General features: G+C 73.4%; 14 protein-coding genes. 12 read left to right on the forward strand and 2 right to left on the reverse strand.

All coding sequences use genetic code 11. From position 1 onward, the window contains the following. Positions 1–14: 14 nt before the first annotated feature. Genes ACF1GV_RS03620 through ACF1GV_RS03630 form a run of 3 tightly spaced genes read left to right on the forward strand, consistent with a single transcriptional unit; the run spans position 15 to position 2,876 of the window. The gene (locus ACF1GV_RS03620; protein WP_391677413.1) at positions 15–902 is read left to right on the forward strand and encodes an NAD(P)-dependent oxidoreductase; all 888 of its coding nucleotides are present in this window, start codon (positions 15–17) and stop codon (positions 900–902) included. A gap of 4 nt (positions 903–906) precedes the next feature. Then, positions 907–2,565: an FAD-dependent oxidoreductase gene (locus ACF1GV_RS03625; RefSeq protein ID WP_391677416.1), complete on the forward strand. Its 1,659-nt coding sequence runs from the start codon at positions 907–909 to the stop codon at positions 2,563–2,565. Next, positions 2,562–2,876 (forward strand): antibiotic biosynthesis monooxygenase family protein, encoded by a 315-nt coding sequence (locus ACF1GV_RS03630; protein WP_391677417.1) that lies wholly within the window; start codon positions 2,562–2,564, stop codon positions 2,874–2,876. The genes ACF1GV_RS03625 and ACF1GV_RS03630 overlap by 4 nt, the downstream gene beginning before the upstream one ends. A gap of 590 nt (positions 2,877–3,466) precedes the next feature. Here the strand turns inward: ACF1GV_RS03630 and ACF1GV_RS03635 are convergent. Then, entirely contained in the window at positions 3,467–4,933 is a 1,467-nt protein-coding gene (locus ACF1GV_RS03635; RefSeq protein WP_391677420.1) for an MFS transporter, read from the reverse strand. Between the two features lie 222 nt (positions 4,934–5,155). On the opposite strand from ACF1GV_RS03635, the gene ACF1GV_RS03640 reads away from it, so the two are divergent. From ACF1GV_RS03640 to ACF1GV_RS03650, 3 genes are read left to right on the forward strand one after another with little or no spacing between them, the layout of a single operon-like run. Continuing rightward, positions 5,156–6,994: an asparagine synthetase B family protein gene (locus ACF1GV_RS03640; protein WP_391677421.1), complete on the forward strand. Its 1,839-nt coding sequence runs from the start codon at positions 5,156–5,158 to the stop codon at positions 6,992–6,994. Continuing rightward, positions 6,991–8,196 (forward strand): M24 family metallopeptidase, encoded by a 1,206-nt coding sequence (locus tag ACF1GV_RS03645; protein ID WP_391677422.1) that lies wholly within the window; start codon positions 6,991–6,993, stop codon positions 8,194–8,196. Before ACF1GV_RS03640 ends, ACF1GV_RS03645 begins: the two co-directional genes overlap by 4 nt. Positions 8,197–8,204: 8 nt before the next feature. Next, positions 8,205–9,773, forward strand: coding sequence for a multicopper oxidase family protein (locus ACF1GV_RS03650; protein ID WP_391677424.1), 1,569 nt, complete (start codon positions 8,205–8,207; stop codon positions 9,771–9,773). 67 nt (positions 9,774–9,840) lie between these two features. Here ACF1GV_RS03650 and ACF1GV_RS03655 read toward each other — a convergent pair whose 3' ends face one another. Then, positions 9,841–11,490, reverse strand: a complete 1,650-nt coding sequence (locus tag ACF1GV_RS03655; RefSeq protein ID WP_391677425.1) for an FAD-dependent oxidoreductase — start codon at positions 11,488–11,490, stop codon at positions 9,841–9,843. 155 nt (positions 11,491–11,645) lie between these two features. Here ACF1GV_RS03655 and asnB point away from each other — a divergent pair, with 155 nt between their 5' ends. The 6 genes from asnB to ACF1GV_RS03685 all read left to right on the forward strand — a co-directional run bounded on the left by asnB (position 11,646) and on the right by ACF1GV_RS03685 (position 18,718). Next, on the forward strand, positions 11,646–13,496 hold the full coding sequence (gene asnB / locus ACF1GV_RS03660; RefSeq protein WP_391677426.1) for an asparagine synthase (glutamine-hydrolyzing): 1,851 nt from the start codon (positions 11,646–11,648) through the stop codon (positions 13,494–13,496). Further along, positions 13,493–14,398, forward strand: a complete 906-nt coding sequence (locus ACF1GV_RS03665; RefSeq protein WP_391677428.1) for a DUF6410 domain-containing protein — start codon at positions 13,493–13,495, stop codon at positions 14,396–14,398. Before asnB ends, ACF1GV_RS03665 begins: the two co-directional genes overlap by 4 nt. 23 nt (positions 14,399–14,421) lie before the next feature. Then, on the forward strand, positions 14,422–15,177 hold the full coding sequence (locus ACF1GV_RS03670) for a GNAT family N-acetyltransferase (protein WP_391677431.1): 756 nt from the start codon (positions 14,422–14,424) through the stop codon (positions 15,175–15,177). Next, positions 15,174–16,145 (forward strand): 2,3-diaminopropionate biosynthesis protein SbnA, encoded by a 972-nt coding sequence (sbnA, locus tag ACF1GV_RS03675; RefSeq protein WP_391677433.1) that lies wholly within the window; start codon positions 15,174–15,176, stop codon positions 16,143–16,145. Before ACF1GV_RS03670 ends, sbnA begins: the two co-directional genes overlap by 4 nt. Before the next feature lie 233 nt (positions 16,146–16,378). Next, complete coding sequence (locus ACF1GV_RS03680; RefSeq protein WP_391677435.1) at positions 16,379–17,668, forward strand: cytochrome ubiquinol oxidase subunit I; 1,290 nt, start codon at positions 16,379–16,381, stop codon at positions 17,666–17,668. A 39-nt stretch (positions 17,669–17,707) separates the two neighbouring features. Further along, positions 17,708–18,718, forward strand: a complete 1,011-nt coding sequence (locus tag ACF1GV_RS03685; protein ID WP_391677438.1) for a cytochrome d ubiquinol oxidase subunit II — start codon at positions 17,708–17,710, stop codon at positions 18,716–18,718. The last annotated feature ends 10 nt before the right edge of the window (positions 18,719–18,728 follow it).

Genomic DNA, 18,728 nt, shown 5'->3' on the forward strand with positions numbered 1-18,728 from the left:
GAAGAGAACTCACCATGACAGAGCGTCAGTTGGCGTTCATCGGCCTCGGCAACATGGGCGGCGGCATGGCCCGGCGGCTGCTGGAGACCGGGCACACGCTGACCGTCTTCAACCGCACCGCGCACAAGGCCGCGCCCCTCGTCGAGGCGGGCGCGCGGCTCGCCGACGCCCCGGAACGGGCGGCGGCCGGCCACCGCCTGGTCCTGCTCAGCCTCAGCGACGAGAAGGCCGTCGAGGAGGTCCTGTTCGGCCGGGTGGTCCCGGTGCTCGCGCCCGGCACCGTCATCGTGGACACCTCCACCGTCTCGCCGGGCTACGCCCGCGAGGCCGCCGCCCGCCTCGCCGAACGGGGCCTGCGCCGGGTCGAGGCCTGCGTCGTCGGCAACCCCCTCCAGGCCCGCAGGGGAGAGCTGCGGGTGTTCGTCTCCGGGGCGCCGGAGGACCTGTACGAGGCCCGCCCCGTCCTGGACGTCCTGGGCAGCGAGGTCGTCCACGTCGGCGCACCCGGCACCGCCACCAGCCTCAAGCTGATCCTGAACCTGCTGCTCGGCGCCCAGGTCGCCGCGCTCGCCGAGGCCGTCGCCTACGGCACCGCGGCCGGCCTGGACCGCGACCAGCTGATCGGCGTCGTCTCCGCCAGCGGCTTCAGCTCCCTGGTGATGCGCTTCCGCGCCGACCTGATGCTCAAGCGCAGCTACGAGCCGGCGTTCTTCCGCTCCGAACTCATGGAGAAGGACATCCGCATCGCCATGGAGGCCGCTGCCGAGCAGGGGTCCGCGATGCCCGTGCTGGCCTGCGTGCGCGAGCGGTTCGCGGAGGTGCTCGCGGCCGGCGACGGCGACAAGGACGCCTCCGTGCTCGTCGAACACCAACCACGGCACCTGGCACGGCAAGGAGGGTGAGACTGTGCTGAGCACCACCCGGAGCACGCTCCGGAACACCGATGTCCTCGTGGTCGGCGGCGGGCTGGCTGGTCTGTCCACCGCCGTCTTCCTGGCTCAGCAGGGCGTGGACTGCCTGCTGCTCGAGCAGCGCCCCGAACTGTCCGGGCACCCCCGCGCCCGCGGCGTGCACCCGCGGGCGATGGAGCTGATGCGCGCCGCCGGCGTCGAGGACGAGCTGCGCGCCATGCCCTCGGCGCGGCTGCTCGCCGGCAACTCCGGTGTCATCGCCGCCCGTTCGCTGGCCGGGCCGGAACTGGCCGTGCTGGACGAGAAGTACGTCATGGACGTGACCGCCGACGTGGGCCCGCTGTCCCCGACCGGCTGGTGCCTGTGCCACCAGGGCGAGCTGGAGGACGTGCTGCGCGGCCGTGCCGAACGGCTCGGGGTGGCCCTGCGGTTCAGCACCGAACTGCTGTCCTTCACCCAGGACGACGAGGGGGTCACGGCAAGGGTCCGGGACCGTGCCACGGGCGTCGAGCGCACCCTCAAGGCCCGCTACCTCGTCGCCGCCGACGGCGCGCACAGCGGTGTCCGCGACACGCTCGGCGTCCCCTTCGACGGCGAGACGCTCGGCCACTACGTCAACATCCACTTCCGGGCCGATCTCACCGAGCCGCTCGCCGGCCGCCGGTTCCTGCTGTGCTACACGGCCGGCGAGGAGGTGCGCGGCGCGCTGATGCCGCTGGACAACGCCTCCGACTGGCTGCTGCACGTCGCGTACGACCCCCAGGAGAGCGACCTGGAGTCGTTCACCGAGGAGCGGTGCGCGGACCTGGTGCGGGCGGCGACGGGCGTGGCGGACCTGCGCCCGCGCATCCGGTCCGTCTCCCCGTGGGAGGGCGCGGCCCGCACCGCCGGACGGTTCCGCGAGGGGCGGGTGTTCCTGGTCGGTGACGCCGCCCATGTGATGCCGCCCAGCGGCGGCTTCGGCTCCAGCACGGGCATCCAGGACGCGCACAACCTCGCCTGGAAGCTGGCCGCGGTCCTCGACGGCTGGGCGGGTGCGGGGCTGCTCGACAGCTACGACGAGGAGCGCCGGCCGATCTGCGAGGCCACGGTCGAACAGGCCGCCCTGCGCTCCAAGGACCGGCCGCGGCTGACCGAGCCGGGGGAGCACCGTTCCGTGCACCCGGGCATCGTCGAGGACGCCCTGGTGTGGCTGTCCTGGCGCTACCGCTCCTCCGCGGTGACCGCCTGGGACGAGGGCGTGCTGCCGGGGTACGGCGTGTGGTCCGCGGAGAACGACGGACGGCCCGGCAGCCGGGCCCCGCATCTGCGGCTGCGGCGCGGCGGCGCGGAGCTGTCGGTGCTGGACCTGTTCGGGGACCGGCCGGTACTGCTGACCGGGCCGGACAACCGGGACTGGCAGGAGGCGGCCCGGGCTGTCTCGCACGAACTGAGCGTGCCGCTCGCGCTGTACGGCATCGGTTCGGAGCTGACCGACGTCGACGACCGCTGGCCCGAGCTGTACGGGGTGACGGCGCGCGGCGCGGTGCTGGTACGGCCGGACGGCGTGGTGGCGTGGCGCTGCGCGGACGTACCGATCTTCGCGAAGAACACGCTGAGCGGGGTCGTGGCCCGACTGCTGGGCAAGGACGCGGGAAAGGACGAGGAGCAGTGACCCACACGGTGATCCTCCGGATGGAGATCTTCCCGGAGAAGTCGGCGGACTTCGAGCGCACCTGGCGGGAGGTGGGCGAGGCGATCTCCCGCGAGCCGGACAACCTGGGCCAGACGCTGGTGCGGGACACCGAGCGGGAGGGCGTGTACTGGGTCCTCACGGACTGGACGGACGAGCCCCGCTTCCGTGCCTTCGAACTGAGCCCGCAGCACGTGGAGCACCGCCGCAGGCTGGCGCCGTACCGCCGGGACGGCGCGATGAACGTCACCGAGGTGATCCACCGCATCAGACCCGTGGCGGCCACCACCTGACACGGACCGCCACGCAAAGGGCGCCGGCCGCGAGGAACATCGCTCCTCGCGGCCGGCGCCCTTTGCGCGCACGGCGGGGCCGGCTGCCGGCTGGGGGCGGTACCGGGGGTGCGACCGCGGTCGGTGCGGGACCCCGGCGGATGGCGCCGCGGGCCTTGCCGGCCGGTCCAGTGCGGTGTCCGGGGCACGACTTCGGCTGGTGGCGGGAGGCCGGGGTGCGGGGATGGGCTCCCGGGCGGGCGACACACCCGGCGCGGCGCTGCCGGTCGAGGCGGCGGTTCGGCTGAGTCCTGAGACGTCCCTGCCGGTAACGGGGTGCGGCCGCCCGGCGGTGCCGCGTACGGCACGGTCTGCTGCCGGGCTCACCGTCCCGCCGTCGTCCGTGCGGTCGGGACGGCGGACCCGCCCCGTCACCACCGGGGTCGGGCGGGCGGTCCGGGTGGGCGTGGGCCCGGCTGCCGGTACCGGTGCCCGGTGCATGGCGGAACCCGGCCGCCGGTGGGCGACCGGGTGGGGGAGAGGCCGGCGCAAGGCGCCGGCTGGGAGGCGTCCCCGTCCGGGAAGCGCCCCGGCAGGGAGACCCCCGCTGGTCAGCCGGGCAGGGTTTCCCGGACTGCCGGTTTCGGGTCGGTGGTGTGGGGGGCCGGCGGGTGGTGGGGCGGGCGGGGGAGGCCGAAGCGCAGCAGGGCGAGGGCCAGCAGGGACATCGTCAGCTGGCAGGCCAGGGCCCAGCCGATCGCCGTCGTGGAACCGGCGGCGCCGCGGGAGAGACCGTAGAAGACGGAGCCGACCAGGGCCACCCCGAAGGCGTTGCCGACCTGGCCGAACGTGGAGAACACCCCGCTCGCCGAACCGATGCCGCCGCGCGACATCGCCGAGAGGGTGATGTTGTACAGCGGCGGGCTCAGCAGCCCCATGCCGGCGCCGCACAGCACGAGCCCGGGCACGATGTGCAGCGGCCGCAGCGCGGAGCCCTGAGCGACCGTCAGCCACAGCAGCACCGCCGTGCCGAGCGTCATCAGCACCGAGCCCGCCTCCAGCAGGCGCCGTCCCAGACGCCCCGTCAGCGGCACCGACGCACCCGAGGCGACCGCCGCGGACAGCGCGAACGGCAACAGCGTGAAGCCCGTCTCCTTCGCGCTGAAGCCGAGCCCGTCCTGCAGATGGACGACGTACACCAGGAAGAAGGACGCGACGGAGCCCATCACCAGGAAGTTCACGCTCGCGCCCGCCGGGAAGGCCCGGCCCCGGAACAGGTCCGGCGTCAGCAGCGGTGTGCGTCCGGCGAGCTCGGCCCGGCGCTGCAGCGGGGCCAGCCCGGCGAGCACCGCGAGGCCCACCAGGGCCAGCGGCATCACCAGCCACGGTCGGCCCGTCTCGCGGCCCTCCACCAGCGGAACCAGGAGCAGCAGCAGGCCGGCCGTGGCCACCCCCACACCGGCCAGGTCGAGACGCGGGGCGCGGGCCGACGTCTCGGCCGGCAGCCACAGTGCGGCGAGCACCAGGGCGATCGCACCGACGGGCAGGTTGACGAGGAAGACCGCGCGCCAGCCCAGCCCGAACAGGTCGGCGTGCGCGAGCAGTCCGCCGAGCACCGGCCCGCTGCACGTGGCCGCCGCGATCACGGCCGCCTGCACCCCGAAGGCGGCGCCGCGCCGGGGCTGCGGGAAGAGCAGGATGATCACCGGGGCGATCTGCGGGGCCAGCAGCGCGGCCGACAGCCCCTGCAGCACCCGCGCGGTGATGAGCACCCCGGTGCCGGGCGCGGCGGCGCACAGCGCGGAGGCCGCGGTGAACGCGACGATGCCGGCCAGCACCAGCGGCCGCCGCCCGTAGGCGTCACCGAGCCGGCCCGCGGTGACCAGCAGCAGCGCGAAGGCCAGGCTGTAGCCGGCCAGCAGCCACTGCACGGCCGCGTCGGACGCGCCGAGGCCGTCCTGGATCGACGGCGCGGCGACGCTCACCACGGTCACGTCGAAGGTGTGCAGGAATCCGGCGAGCAGGACCGCGCTCAGCGCCAGCCAGGAGCTGCGCGGCACGGTCGGTCGGGTGGTCACGTACGCCTCCTCGAAATCCACGGACGGGGGCCGCCACGGTGCACCGCCCGCGCGGAGTCCGGCTCGAGGATCGTTCGCGTCGGCGCCCGGCCTGCGCTGTCCACTGCGCCTCGAGCGGGGTGCGTCCGCCGCGCGACCGTGCCGCCGGATGCTGCCGGACGTACCCATCAGCACAGTCAGACGTATTCATCAGCGGTCAGACGCAGGACGAGAGGTGACGGCGTGTCCGGGCTTGTTGGCTGGATCGACTTCGATAGGGACCTGCGCAGGCATCGGCCGGTCGTCACGGCGATGGCGTCCACCCTGGCGCAGCGCGGGCCGGACGGGGAGGCGGTGTGGACCGGCGAGCACGCGGCGCTCGGGGTCCGGCTGCTGCACATCGACGGGGTGGCCGAGGAGCAGCCGTACGTGCTGCCGGCGGGTGAGCACGACATCGTCGCCTGTGTCACCGGCTGGCCCACCGGCACCGAGGCGGTACGCGCCGACCTGGCCGCGGCCGGGGTCCGGCTGCCCGCCTCTGCGGGGCCCACCGCCCTGGTGGCGTACGCCTACCGGGAGTGGGGGGCGGACTTCCTGCCGCGGCTCACCGGGGCCTGGGCGGTGGCGATCTGGGACGGCCGCACCGAGGAGATGGTCCTCGCCCGCGACCACCTGGGCGGGCAGCCCCTGTACTGGACCCGTACCTCGACCGGCATGGTGTTCGGTTCCGAGCGCAAGGTGCTGCTCGCGCACCCGGAGGTGGACCCGGTGGTCGACGCCGCGGGTCTGCGCGAGGCGGTCTCCCAGGCGCTGCCGCACGGCGGCATCTTCTCCGGCTTCGACCGGGTCGGCGCCGCCGAGATCGCCCGCTGGGGCCGGGACGGCCGGCTGCGCCGCCACAAGTACTGGTCCATCTCCACCCAGCCGCACACCGACGACTACGACACCACCGTCGCGACGGTCCGCGAGATCCTGGCGCGCAGTGTCGAGGAGAATCTCACCGACGACCCCTCGCAGCTGCTGGTGATGCTCTCCGGCGGCGCGGACTCCTCCGCGGTCGCGGGCCTGGCCGCCGACTCGCTGGCCCGTTCGCAGCGGGGCAGCCTGCGCGCGTTCACCATCGAGTTCAAGAGCAGCGAGTTCCGTGCCGACGTGATGCGCTCCACGCACGACACCCCGTTCGCGCAGGAGGTCGCCACGCACATCGGCGCCGACCACACCGTGCTGGAGCTGGAGACGGGGGACATCCTCGACCCGATCGTGCGGGTGGGCATGCTGAAGTCGAAGGACTTCCCGACCCGCCAGTACGACATGGACACCGCCCAGTACCTGACGGTGCAGGCGGCCGCGCAGGAGGGCCGCCGGGTGGTGTTCGCCGGGTACGGCGGCGACAAGTACTTCCAGGGCGCCACCTGGTTCACGCACAAGGACCTGGTGCTCTCCGGCACGTTCCCCTGGGTGGCGCTGGCCCAGAAGTTCGGCGCGAAGAACGGCTTCGGCACCGGCCTGTTCCACGCCGACGCCCTCGCCGCGCTCGGCTTCCAGGAGTACTACCGCGACGTGTACGCCACCGCGGTCGCCGAGGTCGAGTATCTGCCGCACGAGGACGAGTGGCAGCGGCACATGCGCCGCGTCGCCTACCTGATGAACACCCGCTTCGGCATCGACGCCGGTTCCTACTCGGCGGCCGGCCTTCAGCTGCGTACCCCGATCAACCATCCCGAGCTGGTGCAGTACGCGTACAACATCCCCAACGAGATGCACAACCGGCGCGGCATCGAGAAGGGCATCCTGCGCGCGGCCGTCGCCGATCTGCTGCCGCAGTCGGTGCTCGACCGGCACCGCAGCGCCTCCCCGGTCTCGAACCACCCCGACTACCCGGCCGGGCTGCAGCGGGCGATGAAGGCGGTGCTGGCCGACCCGCAGGCGCCGGTGCGGCAGATCCTGGACGTGGAGGCGGCCGGGCAGGTCGTGGCGAGTCTGGAGCGGCTCACCAAGGACCGCATGGCCCGTGCCGACGTCGAGCTGATGCTCCAGCTGAACCTGTGGCTGGACCACTACCGGGTGAGGCTGGCCCTGTGACCGGCGCCGGCACGCGCGCGCGGCGGCTGGCCCGGCTCATGGACGAGGCGGGCCTGGACGTCCTGGTCGCCACGTCCGCGGAGAACGTCCTGTATCTCACCGGGATCTCCAGCGTCGGCGGCCAGAACCACCCGTACGCCAGCCGCGCCCTGGCCGTGGTCACCCGGGAGCGGCCGGACGCCCCGTACTTCGCGAGTTCGCGCGGTGACGTCGACCAGTTCCTGGACGCGACCACCGCGCTCAGCGGGGTCGTCGCCTACGGCACCTTCCACCGGGTGCTGCCCGAGGGGCTGGAGCTGAGCGCGCGCGAGGAGCGGTTCAAGCAGATCGGGGTGGACGCCGCGCCCGCGCCGGACGCCCTGGCCGCGCTGGTGCGCATCCTCACCGAGGCCGGCGCGGCAGGCGCCCGTATCGGCGTGGACGAGAACGCCACCCCGCCCGGCTTCCTCGAGCGGCTGGCCGAGGCCCTGCCGGGCAGCGCGGTGCGCCCCGCGGCGGCCGTGCTGCAGCAGGTGCGCAAGGTCAAGTCCGAGGCGGAGCTGCACCGGATCGCGAAGGCCGCCGCGCTCGCCGAGGACGGCATCCGGGCGGCCCTCGGCATCGCCGCGCAGGGCGTCACCGAGCAGGACATGGTGCGGGAGTTCGAGACGGCCGTGGCGCGGGGCGGCGGCCGGTCGCGGTTCACCCTGATCAAGTTCGGCCGGGACGGCGTCCTGGGGCAGACCCGGCCCTCCGACCGGCCGCTGCGCCGTGGCGAGTCCGTCTGGTTCGACGTCGGCTGCACCTACCAGGGTTACTGGTCCGACATCGCGCGCACCGCCAGTCTCGGCGAGCCCTCCGCCCGTCTGTCCGCCGTGTACGCGGCGATGCTGGCCGGCGAGCAGGCCGCCCTGGAGGCGGCCAAGCCCGGCATGACCGGCGGCGAGCTGTTCGACCGCACCGTGGAGGCGGTCCGTGCCGCCGGGGTGCCGCACTATCGCCGCCATCACGTCGGCCACGGCATCGGCGCGGAGATCTACGAACCCGTCCTGATCACACCCGGCAACGCCGATGTCATCGAGGACGGAACCGTCGTCAATTCCGAAACGCCGTACTACGAGTTCGGTCTGGGTGGCGTCCATGTGGAGGACCCGTTCGTCGTCACCGAGGACGGCAACCGGTTGCTGACCACGCTCGGCCGCTCGCTCATCGTGATCGACTAGGAAGGCACATGACTCTTTCGCGACGCCGCTTCATAGGTGCCGTCGGCGCCGGCTCCACCGGGCTGATCCTGCCCTTCGCCGCTGGCTGCGACAACGCCGGAAACAGCGACGGGGCCGTGCAGTCCGGCGACGTGCCGCTGCCGGCCCGGTTCAGCCTGCCCTTCAAACGGCCGCCCGTCATCCAGCCGACCTCCTCGGAGGGCACGACGGACTACTTCGACGTGCGGGCCTACACCACCAAGGCGGAGATCCTGCCCGGCGTGCAGACCGAGATCTTCGGCTACAACGGCACCTTCCCCGGACCCACGTTCAGCGTCCGCAAGGGCCGCACCGCCGTCGTGCGGACCCGCAACGACCTGCCCGTGCCGATGGTCACCCATCTGCACGGCGGCAAGACGCCCGCCGAGAGCGACGGTTACCCCACCGACTACCTGCTGCCCGCCTCGGGCTGGACGGCGTCCGCGCACACGATGCACCACGCCGGCATGGCGATGGAGGGCGCCACCGCGCAGGGCACCCGGAACTACACGTACCCGAACCTGCAGCGGGCCTCCACGCTCTGGTACCACGACCACCGGATGGACTTCACCGGGCCGCAGGTCTGGCGCGGGCTGGCCGGCTTCTACCTGGTGCACGACGAGGAGGAGGACGCGCTGCCGCTGCCCAAGGGCGACCGTGACGTCCCCGTGATGATCATGGACCGGGCCTTCGACTCGGACGGCTCCCTGGCCTATCCGTCCATCGACCCGACCCTGAAGACCACCCCCGGCGTCACCGGCGACGCGCACAACGGCATGACCGGCGACGTCATCCTGGTCAACGGCGTGCCCTGGCCCCGCTTCGAGGTGCAGGGCGCCCGCTACCGGCTGCGGCTGCTCAACGCCTCCAACTCCCGCCGCTACCGCGTCCGGCTGGACCCCGAGCCCGGCTCGGGCGACCCGTTCACGCTGATCGGCAGCGACGGCGGACTGCTCGCCCAGCCGCAGGGCATGAACTCGATCTACATGGTGCCGGGCGAACGCTTCGACGTGATCGTCGACTTCGGCCGGTACGCCCCCGGCACGAAGATCACCATGACCAACAGCCTCGGCGACGGCTCGACCGCGGAACTCATGCAGTTCGTCGTCGGCGCCAAGGTCAGCGACGACACCTCCGTTCCCGCCAGGCTCTCCACCCTCGAGCGGCTCGACCCGGCCAAGGCCGTGCGCACCCGCTCCTTCACGCTGGCCAGGAACAGCGAGAGCGGCCACTACGTCTACAAGATCAACGGCTACCCCTTCAGCACCGACCGCAGCTGGGCGGACATCAAACGGGGCGACATCGAGATCTGGGAGTTCTCCTCCACCACCCACCACCCCATCCACCTGCACCTGTCACCGTTCCAGGTGTACAAGCGGGGCGGCTCCACCACCCTCGAACCCGAGGACGTCGGCTGGAAGGACACCGCGCGGCTGGCCCCCAACCAGAAGCTCAGCGTCCTGGTCCGCTTCAGCGACTACACCGGCAAGTACGTCTTCCACTGCCACAACCTCGAACACGAGGACATGGCGATGATGGCCAACTTCACGGTCACCTGATCCCTCCTCCTGCCGAGCCGAAAGGGCCGCCGCCCCTCCCCGGGGCGGCGGCCCTTTCGGCTCGGCGTCAGTCGGTCGCCAGCATGCGGCGCAGCGCGTCCGTCACCGCGCCGGCCGCACCGGCCGCGTCCGCCGGCGCCGTCGCCGAGCGCCAGGCGACGAAACCGTCGGGCCGCACCAGCACCGCACCACCGGCGCTCACCCCGTACCGCTCGTGCCAGCCCTGCTCCGAGCGGTCCGTCAGCTCCGCGCCGAAGCCGGCGGGACGCAGCCGCGCCCCGGTGCGCCGCGCGGCCTCCTCGGCGGCACCCCGCCAGGAGGGGACGGTGTCGTCGAACAGCAGCACCGGCTCCGGGCCGTACACGTCCAGCAGCGAACCGGCCCGGCGCGCGCCGTCCTCCCGCAGCAGCACCGGCACGTGCGGACCCCGCGTGCCCGGCTCACCGCGCAACCGCTCGTGGTCCCGGAACCGCGGCAGCTCCGCGCCCGGCTCCGCCGCCGTCGGATAGGCGTGGCCGAGCATCACCGTCAGCACCTCCAGGGTGGCCCGGCGCTGCTCCTCACCGGCCCGCCCCGACCGCACCAGCAGCCGCAGCTGGGCCTGTTCCACGGTCGCCTCCGCGACGGGCCGGCGCTCCGCGTCGTAGGAGTCCAGCAGACCCTCGCCGGCCTCGCCGCGCAACACCGCCGCCAGCTTCCACGCCAGGTTGTGCGCGTCGTGGACGCCGGTGTTGGCGCCGTAGCCGCCGATCGGCGGGATGACGTGCGCCGCGTCCCCGATCAGGAACACCGAGCCGTCCCGGAACCGCTCGGCGGTCAGCGCGGCCAGCTCCCACGGCAGTACGCCGATGATGCCCACGTCGGCCTGCCCGTCCCCGATCGCCGAGCGCACCAGCCGCACACACCGCTCGGTGGTGAAGTCCTCGACCTGCTCACCCTGCTCGGGGTGGTACTGGACGATGAGGGTGCCGCGCCGCAGTGTGTCGTCGTGCCCCAGCACGGCCCCCTTCAGCTCGTCGTTCTCGATCTGGCAGATGGAGAACCGGCGGCCGGCCAGCGGGCCTTCGAGGTCGGCGCGGAACAGGATGCTCACCTGGTGCTGCATCGTGCCCCGGCCGCCCCGGGCGATGCCCAGCGTCTCGCGCACCGGGCTGCGCCCGCCGTCCGCGGCGACCAGGTAGCGGGCCCGCACCTGCCGCTCCTCGCCGCTCTCCCGGTCCTTCACCGTCGCGACCACCGGACCGCCGGGGCCCTGCGGCCGCTCGAAGGAGGTCAGTTCGGTGTGGAACGCCAGCTCGGCGCCCGCCTCGGCCGCGGCCGCACGGACGATCGGCTCCATGCGGTCCTGGCCCAGCGCGATCTGCCGGGACGGCGTCAGCGCGCTCAGGTCGTCCGGCTCGGGCAGCATGACCGCCCGCAGCTCGCGCCCGGCCAGCGACTCGACCGTCGCCTGCCGGCGGTGGTCCGCGTAACCCGCGGCCACCCGCAGCACCTCCTCCTCCACGCCGGCGCCGCGCAGCAGCTCCAGGGTGCGCGGGTACCAGCCCCAGGCCCGCGGATGGACCGAGGTGGAGGCGTGCCGCTCCACCAGCACGCACCCGACACCGTGCCGGCGCAGGAACAACGCGCAGCTCAGTCCGGTGATCCCGCCTCCGACGATCAGCACGTCCGTGGACGTGGCGGGCGAGTTGTGACGTACCTCGGGCTCGATGCCCACAGCCCCACTCCCTTCCGGTACGGATGGCCGGACCCGCCGGAAGGCGGATCCCGTCCGTGCCGCATCCTCCGCACGGCTGCTGGAGAGGCCGTCCAGGGAAACTTGAGGTGCCGACTCCAGCCTGGGGCTCCACCGTTGAGAGGAGCCCCATCGCCATGTCCGGTATCGCAGGATGGATCGATCACGAAAGGGATCTGCGGCGCGAGCAGCCCACGCTGCGGGCCATGACGGCGGCCCTCGCCCAGCGCGGCCCCGACGGGGAGCGGCTGTGGGTCACCGAGCACGCCGCCCTCGGCACCCGCTGGTCCGACGCGGCCGGCACCGGCGCCCCCGCCCAGCCGTGGGTGCTCCAGGACGCCGGGCGCACGGTGCTCGCGGCGGCGGTCACCGGAGTGCTGTACGACACCGGCGACCTGTGCCGCGCCCTCGGCGTCAGCGCGACCGCCACCCAGGCCGAACTCGTCGGCCGCGCCTGGCTGCGCTGGGGCGAGCGCTTCGCCGAGCACCTGGACGGCGCGTTCGCCGTCGCCATCTGGTCCGAGCAGCGCCGCGAACTGGTGCTGGCCCGCGACCGGCTCGGCAACCAGCCGCTGTACTACCACCCGTTCGGCGCGGGCGTGCTGTTCGGCTCCGAACGCAAGGCGATCCTCGCCCACCCCGCCGTCGAGCCGGTCGTGGACGCCGACGGCCTGCGCGAACTGTTCTCCTACGCCGGCACCGCCGGGCACGGCATCCTCAAGGGCTTCCACCAGGTGCCGCCCGGCCACGTGCTGCGCTTCACGGAGGGCCGTCGCAGCTCTTACCGCTACTGGCAGCTGACGGCCGAGGAGCACACCGACGACCGGGCCACCACCATCGCCCGCATCCGTGAGCTGCTCGGCGACTCCGTGCGCCGCACCCTGGGCACCGGCGCCGTCCCCGGCATCCTGCTGTCCGGCGGGATCGACTCCAGCGCCGTCACCGCGCTGGCCCACCAGGCGCTCGCCGAGCGCGGCGGCGGCCCCGTGCGCACCTTCACCGTCTCCTTCGGCAGCGCCGAGGAGTTCAAGCAGGACGAGATCTGGGGCAGCCCCGACGCCCCCTTCGTGCAGTCCGTCGTCCGCCATCTGGGCACCGAGCACACCGACCTGGTGCTGAACACCGCCGACATCATCGACCCGGCGGTGCGCGGCGCCGTCCTGCGCGCCAAGGACGTACCCAGCCCGCTGGGCAACATGAACACCTCCCTGCACCTGCTGTGCGGGGCGGTGCGCGAGCACGTCGGCTCCGTCCTGCTCGGCGAGATCGCCGACGCGGTCTTCGGCGGCTTCGCCTGGGTGCACAACAAGGAGCTCGTCGAGGCCCCCACCCTGCCCTGGGTCGCCATGGCCCGCTTCGGCGGCGGCAAGCACGGCCTGGGCGGCGACCTGCTCGCCCCCGACCTGCTCGGCAAGCTCGACCTCAACGGCTACTGCGCCGACGCCTACGCCGGCAGCATGGCCGAGGTGCCCCGCCTCGACGGCGAGAGCGGCCAGACGCTGCGGATGCGGGAGATCACCTACTTCCACCTCACCCGCTGGCTGGAGACCCTGCTCAGCCACGACGAGTCCCTGGCCTCCGCGGTCGGCCTCGGCACCCGCATGCCCTACTGCGACTGGCGCCTGGTCAACTACGCCTACAACGTGCCCTGGGAGCTGAAGAGCTTCGACGGACGCGAGAAGTCCCTGCTGCGCGCCGCCGTCGCCGACCTGCTCCCGGACGACGTCGTCAACCGCGCCAAGAGCCCCTACCCGGTCACCCAGGACCCGGCGTACGGGCGTGCCCTGTGCGCCCGCATGGAGGCCCTGCTCGCCGACCCCACCGCCCCGGCCACGCCCCTCGCCGACACCGCCGGCGTGCGCGCCCTCATCGACGACCCGTCCGTGCTGGACTCCGGCATGCGGGCCTGGGTCGCCCGCGCCAACGTCGAGATGCTGCTCGGCCTGAACGACTGGCTGCGCCGCTACGGAGTGAAGGTGGAGCTGTGACCGCCCCCCGCATGCCCGGCACGGGCCGGGCCGGCGTCCTCGGCCGGGACGCGGGTCCCCTCGGCCGCGCCGTACGCGTCGCGGCCGGCGCCGCCGCACTGACCCAGATCGTCACCACCAAGGCCCACGGACACAGCGGCGGCGAACTCCTCGCCGCGGCCGCCACCGCGCTCGGCCTCGCCGTCGCCTACACCGCCGCACTGGCCCTGATGCGGCCCCTGCTCGCCCGCGGCACCCGCGGCGGACTGTCCGGCTGGCCCGGCGCAGCCCTGCTCCTGCTGCCGATGCTGCTCTACCCGATCGGTGTGCTGCCCGACGGACCGGCCATCGGCGTCGCCCTCTACACCGAGACCTCCGTGCTCCTCGCCGGCCTCAGCGGCTACGGCGGACTGGAACTGGTCGCCCTGCCCGTGCTGCTGCTCGGCCGGCGGCCCGTGCTGTACAGCCCGTTCAACGCCGTCGACCTCGCCGAACGCGGCATGCGGCGGCGGTGGCACGCCGCCCCCGAACGCTGGGGCGGGGCGCTGGCCGTCGCCGGCCTCGCCTGGTTCTGGGTCGAGCCGGGGCTGGCCGCGATCCGCGGCGGCTTCGGGGACGCCGTCGGCACGCTGAACGTTGTCGACCCGGTGGCCTGCGGCGCGCTGCTGCTCGCCGGTGTGCTGCTCGCCGTACCGGCGCCCGGACCCGCGCGGCTGCGCCGGCTGCGGGCGGCGGCGTTCGCGCTGCTCGGTCTCGGCGGCGTGGTCGGCGCGGTGCCCGACGTGCTGTGGCCGGTGATCATCCTGACCGGTCTGGTGACCGGTGCCGTACGGGCGGCCTCGCGCCGCGGCCGAAGCGCCCCGGCGCCCGCCGCCGGTGTCCTGGCCCGTCCGCACGTCGAGACGTCTTCCACCACCCGTTGAGACCGCCTGCGGAGCATTCCACCATGGCTGAAACCATCGCTGAATCCACACCGGACGGCACGCGTGCGGCGCCCGGCGGCAACCGCGCCCTGCTCGGGATCTGGCTGCCGCAGTTCCGGCTCAGGCTGACCACCCCCCGGCTGGAGCTGCGCGTGCCCGACGAGAGCGACCTGCGCGCCCTCGCCGAACTCGTCGCCGACCAGGGCATCCACGCCCCCGGTGCCGCCCCCTTCCCGGGCGGCTGGAGCGACGCCCAGCCGCAGGTGGTGGCGGGCCGCGTCCTGCAGTACCTGTGGAAGGGGCTCGCCCTGAGCCGCCCCGACTACTGGAACCTCGGCCTCGCCGTCTTCGTCGACGGCCGCCCCGTCGGCGTCCAGGGCCTGCAGGCCCGGTCCTTCCCCCGGCTCGCCGAGGTCGCCACCGAGAGCTGGCTGGCCCGCGGCCACCAGGGGCGGGGCATCGGCACCGAGATGCGGGCCGCGGCCCTCCACCTCGCCTTCGCGGGACTGGGCGCCCGGCATGCCACCTCCGCCGTGTTCGAGGACGGCGCCGCCGCGCTGGCCCTCAACAAGAAGCTCGGCTACCACGGCGACGGCATCGAGACCCAGCTGCGCAAGGGCGAACCGGCCGTGCTGACCCGCTGGCGCATGACCCGCGCCCAGTGGGAGCTGAGCCCCGCCGCCGAGGTGCCGGTCACCGTGCACGGACTCGACGGCTGCCGGGCCCTGTTCGGCGCCCGTCCCCACGACACCCCTTCCGCGCGACAGGAGCCGGCGTGATCTACGACTCCATCACCGACTGCGTCGGCGGCACCCCGCTGGTGCGGCTCGGCCGCCTCTTCCCCCAGCCCGGCATCGAGGTGCTCGGCAAACTCGAGATGCTCAACCCCGGCGGCAGCGTCAAGGACCGCTCCGCCCGCTACATCGTCGAGCGCGGCATGAAGGACGGCATGATCCGTCCCGGCACCCATATCGTCGAGTCCACCTCCGGCAACTTCGGGGTGGCGCTCGCCATGGTCGCCGTCCGCTACGGGCTGCGCTTCACCGCCGTCGTCGACCCCAACGCCTCCCGCACCAACCTGCGCATCCTGCGCCAGTTCGGCGCCGGCATCGAGATGGTCCGCGACCCCGACTCCGCGGGCGGCTACCTGCACACCCGGCTCGCCCGCGTGCAGGACCTGCTCGCCGAGGACCCGGACGCGGTCTGGATCAACCAGTACGCCAACGAGCTCAACTGGGAGACCCACGCCGTCACCACCGCCCGCGAGGTCATCGCGGACTGCCCGGAACGCCCCGTGGACGTCCTCGTCGCCGCCGTCTCCACCACCGGCACCCTGCATGGACTCGCCCGCGGCCTGCGCCGCGAGTGGCCCGCGCTGAAGGTGGTCGCGGTCGACGCCGTCGGGTCGGTCATCTTCGGCACACCGCCCGGCCCGCGCATGCTGCCCGGCGTCGGCTCCAGCCGGGTGCCCGAACTGCTCACCCCGTCCGAGATCGACCGGGTCGTGCACGTCGACGACGCCGCCGCCATCCGCGGCTGCCACCGGCTGCTGCGCCAGGAGGCCATCTTCGCCGGGGGCTCCTCCGGCTCGGTGGTGGCCGCCGTCGAGGAGCTGCTGCCCGAACTCCCGCGCCCCAGACGCATCCTGACCCTGCTGGCCGACCGGGGCGAGCGCTATCTCGACCTCGTCTACACCGACGAGATGGCCATCGAGCACGGCGAACTCGCCTACTCGAGCAGCCCCTGACGCACCACCCGGCAGGGCCGCGGCCGTCCCGGCGGGAGGGACGGCCGCGGCCCGGGCGGCGCCCGCCCGCCGGCCGCAGGCGCCGGGGAACTCCACCGTGCCTCCACCACCGCTCGAGCGGCACTCCACCGCGCTCGGCTGGAGTGGGAAGGCCGTCCATCCACCCGTGAACGACGCACCACCATCACATGACACCGGCTGCCGGCCGACCGAGGGGAACCAACGTGGACGACGTGCTCGTACTCGCACGGCTCCAGTTCGCGATCACCGCCATCGCGCACTACCTGTTCGTCGCCCTGACTCTGGGGCTCGTCACCTACCTGGTGGTGATGCAGACGCGCTGGGCCGTCACCGGCAAGGAGGCCCACCGCCGGCAGACCCGGTTCTGGGGCCAGCTCTACGTCATCAACTACGCCCTCGGCATCGGCACGGGCATCGTGATGGAGTTCCAGTTCGGCCTGGTGTGGAGCGGGCTGACGCACTACACCGGCAACGTCTTCGGCGCGCCGCTGGCCATCGAGACCCTCGTCGCCTTCTTCGCCGAGTCCACCCTGCTCGGCCTGTGGATCTTCGGCTGGAACCGGATGGGCCGCGTGCTGCACACCGTCGTGCTGTGGCTGGTCGCGCTGACCGCCTACTCGTCGGTGTTCTTCGTGCTGACCGCCAACGGCTTCCTCAACCACCCGGTGGGCTACGGGATCAAGGACGGCAAGGCCCACCTCACCAGCTTCTCCGAACTGCTCACCAACACCAACGCCCTGGCGGCGGCCTCGCACATCCTGGCCGGTTCGCTGGTCACCGGGTCCTTCTTCGTCATCGCGGTCAGCGCCTGGCACCTGCGCCGGCGCACCGGCCACGAGGAGTTCTTCTGGTCGTCGCTGAAGCTGGCCCTGCCGCTCACCCCGGTGTTCGTCCTGCTGACGGCGTCGCTGGGCGGCTGGCAGATCGGCTACTCGGTCAAGCAGACGCCCACCAAGTACGGCCACCGCTCGGACCGGGCGCAGGCCATGGTGGAGACGTTCACGCACAAGTTCGGCCCGGACAACTACTTCCCGCCCGGGATCAGCCAGACCGCCGAGTTCGTGATGATCATCCCGGCTCTGTTCATGATGCTGATCACCGTCCTGTGCGTGCTGTTCATGATCAAGCGGAACCTGATCCGCCGCAAGGTGCTGCTGTGGCTGCTCACCGCCGCGCTGTTCCTGCCCTACCTCTCCAACGTCTCCGGCTGGGTCTTCCGCGAAGTGGGCCGCCAGCCCTGGGCCGTCTACGGCGTGCTCAAGACCAAGGACGCCATCACCCCGGGCCTCACCCACGGCACCGTGCTGACCTCCCTGCTCGTCTTCGGAACCCTCGTCGCCGCCCTGCTCCTGGTGGACTGGGCGCTGCTGTTCCGCTTCGCCCGGCGCGGCCCCGACGCCGCCCAGCTCGGCCGGGCGCCCGGCGAGGACGGCGACGGTCCCACCGCGGTCGCGGGCCTGCCCCGCCAGACCACCCCCTCCTCCGCCGCCCCCACCTTCTGACGGCCCCGACGACAGCGCCGAACACACTGGGAGTTCATCGTGTGGCACAACATCTGGTACGCGCTGCTGGGGCTGTTCCTGGCCGGCTACCTCGCCCTGGACGGCATCACCCTCGGCACCGGCATCATCGGCCGGTGGCTCGCCCGTGACGACGCCGAACGGCACACCGTCGCCGCCGCCACCGGGCCGTTCTTCCTCGGCAACGAGGTCTGGCTGGTCGCGGCCGCCGGCATCACCCTCGGCGGCTTCCCCGGCCTGGAGTCCAGTGTCATCAGCGGGATGTACCCGGTCATCGTGCTCGCCGTGGGGGCGCTGCTGACCCGGGAGGCGGCGGTGCAGTTCCGCCGCCGGGTGCCCGGCGCCCGCTGGCGCCGCCGCTGGGACACGGTCGTCCAGATCGTCTGCGTCGTCCTCGCCCTGATGTGGGGCACCCTCGGCGGCGCGCTGCTGGGCGCGGTACCCGTCAAGGGCGGCCGGCTCGACGTCGATCCCGGCGTCCTGCTGCGTCCCGTACCGGTGCTGTCGGCGCTGACCGCGCTCGCGGTGTTCGCCCTGCACGCCACCGTGTTCCTCGCGGTGCGCACCGAGGGCGGCGTCGCCGTGCGGGCCGCGGCGACCGCGCGCCGCCTCGCGCCCGCCGCGGCCGGCCTCGCCGTCCTCACCGCGGCCGCCGCCGTCGCCGACGGCCGGGCCCGCGACGGCCTGCTCAACCCGGTGCCCACCGCGCTGCTGCTGGCCGCCGCCGTCGCCGCCCTGCTGCTTGCCTCGCGCCTCGCGGCCGGCGCCCGCCGGGCGGCCCCGGTGGTGAGCGCGTTCGCCGCGCTCGCTCCCGTCCTGCTCATCGGCGCCGCCCACTTCCCGCAGGCCGTGGTCAGCACCGCGGGCGCGCACGAGAACGTCTCGGTGGCCGAGGCCGCCGCCGACCCCGGCACGCTCAGCGTCGTCGGCCCGGTCGTCCTGCTGGTCCTGCCGGTGCTGCTCGCCTTCCAGGCGATGCAGTGGTGGAGCTTCCGCACCAAGTCCGACGACCGCTCGCCGGTGTACTTCTGATGCCTCGCGG

Origin of the sequence: Streptomyces sp. NPDC014006 (assembly GCF_043088925.1) — a bacterium.
GTDB lineage: Bacteria > Actinomycetota > Actinomycetes > Streptomycetales > Streptomycetaceae > Streptomyces.